Below are 3,182 nucleotides of genomic sequence, written 5' to 3'. Positions count from 1 at the left end.
TTCGGCCGTTCGGCCGTTCTGGCCCAGTCATTCAGAAAACCGCCGTGAAGCGATCCCAGGATGGCTCTACGGGAAGGAACCCTTCAGGTAGCAGAACGTTCAGGAAACTGAGATCAATTGGAAGGGTGCGATGTCCTCCGCCGTTGCGATGGACCGGATCATCATCAAGCTCTCGATTTGATGACACGTTGAGATGAGCTGCGAAAGGAAAAGATCCGTGAAAGCTATCGTGTACAACGGGCCCAAAGATGTTTCTGTCAATACCATCGATGATCCCAAGATCGAGAAACCGACTGATGTGATCATTCGGGTGACCACCACCAACATTTGCGGGTCTGACCTTCACATGTACGAGGGCCGGACCAGCTTCGAGAAGGGCAGGGTCTTTGGTCACGAAAACCTTGGCGAAGTCATCGAGGTCGGCGCTGCCGTAGATCGTATCAAGAAGGGCGATCGCGTGTGCATGCCGTTCAACGTTGGTTGCGGTTTCTGCGAGAATTGCGAACGCGGTCTGACTGGGTTTTGCCTCACGACCAACCCCGGAACCGCCGGCGCAGCGTATGGCTTTGCCGAGATGGGGCCGTGGCAAGGTGGTCAGGCGGAGTTGATGCGCGTTCCTTATGCGGACTTCAATTGTCTGAAGCTGCCTGAGGACGCTGAGGAGAAGGAGGATGACTATGTCATGCTCTCCGACATCTTCCCGACGGGTTGGCATGGCGTCGAACTGTCAGGTTTTCTGCCTGGCGAAAGCATCGCCATCTACGGCGCTGGTCCGGTCGGTTTGATGGCCGCGCACTCAGCCCAAATCCGCGGTGCCGCTCAGATCTTCGTGGTCGATTCTCACGATGACCGCCTGAAACTGGCCGAGGCGATGGGCGCTATTCCGATCGACATGCGCAAGGGCGATCCCGCCCAGCAGATCCTTGACGCGACCGGCGGCCTCGGGACCGACCGGGGGGTCGAGGCGGTCGGGTATCAGTGTTGCGATCGCCACGGCAAGGAGCGCAGCAATTACACGATGAACTGCCTCGTCAAAAGCACGAAGGCCACCGGCGGAATCGGCGTCGTCGGCGTGTTCATTGCGGAAGACCCGAACGCGCCCGACGATCTCCAGAAGGAAGGCAAGATGGCGTTCGACTTCGGCAACTTCTGGTTCAAGGGCCAGAAGATCGGCACCGGCCAGTGCAATGTAAAGCACTACAACCGGCGACTGATGAAGCTTATCGAGCATGGCCGGGCCAATCCGGCCCAAATCATCTCACACCGACTGTCGCTCGATCAGGCGCCAGACGCCTACAAGCATTTCGACGAGCGCGATGCTGGTTGGACGAAGGTCGTGCTCAAGCCGGGCACCTGACCTTAGTCTTCGACGGAATAGGAGATAAATTATGACTTTGGAAGGCAAATCAGTTGCCATTCTGATCGCACCCCGCGGGACGGAAGAACCAGAATTCTCGAAGCCCAAGCAAGCTGTCGAGGACGCTGGTGGCAAAGTGACCGTGGTCAGTTTTGAACCGGGCAAGGCTCGCACAGTCAATAGCGATCTTGACGAGGGCGGCAGCTATACTATCGACAAGACGTTTTCCGAGGTCAAAGCCGACGATTTCGACGGACTTGTTGTGCCCGGAGGGACTGTCGGTGCCGACAAGCTGCGCGGCAGCGTCGAGGCAATTGGTTTCATCCGGGCTTTCTTCGATCAGAATAAACCTGTTGCTGCTATATGCCATGCACCCTGGACATTGATCGAGGCGGGCGTGCTTAAGGGTCGCACTTTGACGTCCTACCCGACGCTGAAGGTCGATATCGAGAACGCCGGCGGTGCATGGACCAACGAGGAAGTCGTGGTCGACAACGGCCTTGTTACCAGCCGCGATCCCAATGATTTGCCCGCCTTCTGTGCCAAACTAGTTGAGGAAATCGCAGAAGGTATCGGCGCAGCGCTCGCAGCAGGGAATTAAGACGGGGCGTTTCGACGAAGCATGTGAGGGCCCTCTCCCTGGAGAAGGTCCGCACAAAGCAAGCGTGGCGGATGGCCAGCAATTGGCCGTCCGCCACGCCGCGTACCACACGAACATGGCGCACCTGACGCCGGCTCCCGCTTCCAGATACGACCCATTCCAACGTGTGGTTGAGATGCACCTGATCGAACGTGCGTTCGGCCAGATTTACGACCTACAGCGCCGCCTTGAGATAGCGGGCGGTGAGACTGCCTTCCGCTTCCGCAACGACGCCAGGGACGCCGCTGGCAACGATACGGCCCCCATCTTCCCCGGCCCCCGGTCCCAGGTCGATGATCCAGTCCGCCTGTGTGATGGCGCGCATGTCATGTTCGACGACTAAGACGGTATTGCCGGCGTCTACGAGGCCCTGCAGGTGTTGCATCAGCCGGTCGCCATCGGAGGGGTGAAGCCCCGAAGTTGGCTCGTCGAGGATGTAGATCGTGTTGCCGCGTTGAGCGCGTTGCAGTTCAGTCGCCAGCTTGATGCGCTGCGCCTCCCCGCCAGACAGCTCGGTCGCCGGCTGACCGAGCCTCAGATAGCCAAGACCGATCTCCCGCAACACGGCGAGGGAGCGCATCACAGATGCCTCGCCAGCGAAGAAATCGCACGCATCGTCGACCGTCAGTTCGAGCACCTGGGCGATATTGCGCCCGTTCCATTCGACTTCGAGCGTTTGCGGGTTGTAGCGAGAGCCATGACAGGTCGAGCACGGGGCAAAAACGCTCGGCAGGAACAGCAGCTCCACCATGACGTATCCCTCGCCCTCGCACACAGGGCAGCGCCCTTGCGCGACGTTGAACGAGAACCTTCCCGGGCTGTAGTGCCGCCGGCGGGCGAGCGGCGTATCAGCGAAGATCCGTCGCACATGGTCGAACATGCCGCTGTAGGTGGATAGGTTCGAGCGCGGCGTGCGGCCGATCGGTTTCTGATCGACCCGCACCAGCCTGCGAACATGCTCCATGCCTGCGACAATGCGTCCTTCAGTGTCGTTCTGCGCAACATCGAGCAGCGGATCGATATCCTCCTCCTCGGCCACGGGGGAGCCGCCGAGGTGTTCCGTGACGAGCTCGGGCAGCGCCTGACTGACAAGACTGGATTTGCCCGATCCCGAAACGCCGGTGACAGCGGTGAAGCAGCCGATGGGAAACTCGACGTCGAGACCATGGAGATTGTTCCGCCTGA

2 protein-coding genes and 1 pseudogene are annotated in these 3,182 nt (G+C 59.6%); 2 read left to right on the top strand and 1 reads right to left on the bottom strand.

Annotation, left to right across the window (positions count from 1 at the left end):
- Positions 1–217: 217 nt before the first annotated feature.
- Both BGN95_RS13935 and BGN95_RS13930 read left to right on the top strand, forming a co-directional pair.
- Entirely contained in the window at positions 218–1,357 is a 1,140-nt protein-coding gene (locus BGN95_RS13935; RefSeq protein ID WP_286772985.1) for a glutathione-independent formaldehyde dehydrogenase, read from the top strand.
- 31 nt (positions 1,358–1,388) lie between these two features.
- Positions 1,389–1,958, top strand: coding sequence for a type 1 glutamine amidotransferase domain-containing protein (locus BGN95_RS13930; RefSeq protein ID WP_286772984.1), 570 nt, complete (start codon positions 1,389–1,391; stop codon positions 1,956–1,958).
- A gap of 214 nt (positions 1,959–2,172) precedes the next feature.
- On the opposite strand, the pseudogene BGN95_RS13925 reads toward BGN95_RS13930, so the two are convergent.
- Positions 2,173–3,182, bottom strand: a pseudogene (locus tag BGN95_RS13925) (excinuclease ABC subunit A); the annotation flags it as partial.

The organism is Sphingomonas sp. 66-10 (assembly GCF_001897045.1).
GTDB classification, from domain to species: Bacteria; Pseudomonadota; Alphaproteobacteria; order Sphingomonadales; family Sphingomonadaceae; genus Sphingomonas; species Sphingomonas lycopersici.
Note: the sequence above shows the minus strand (reverse complement) of the source record. Positions and strands in the feature narration are given on the sequence as shown.

What these genes read in the sequence shown, in the direction of transcription:
- BGN95_RS13930 (WP_286772984.1), top strand. Translation starts at nt 1,389, where the DNA reads ATGACTTTGGAAGGCAAATCAGTTGCCATTCTGATCGCACCCCGCGGG.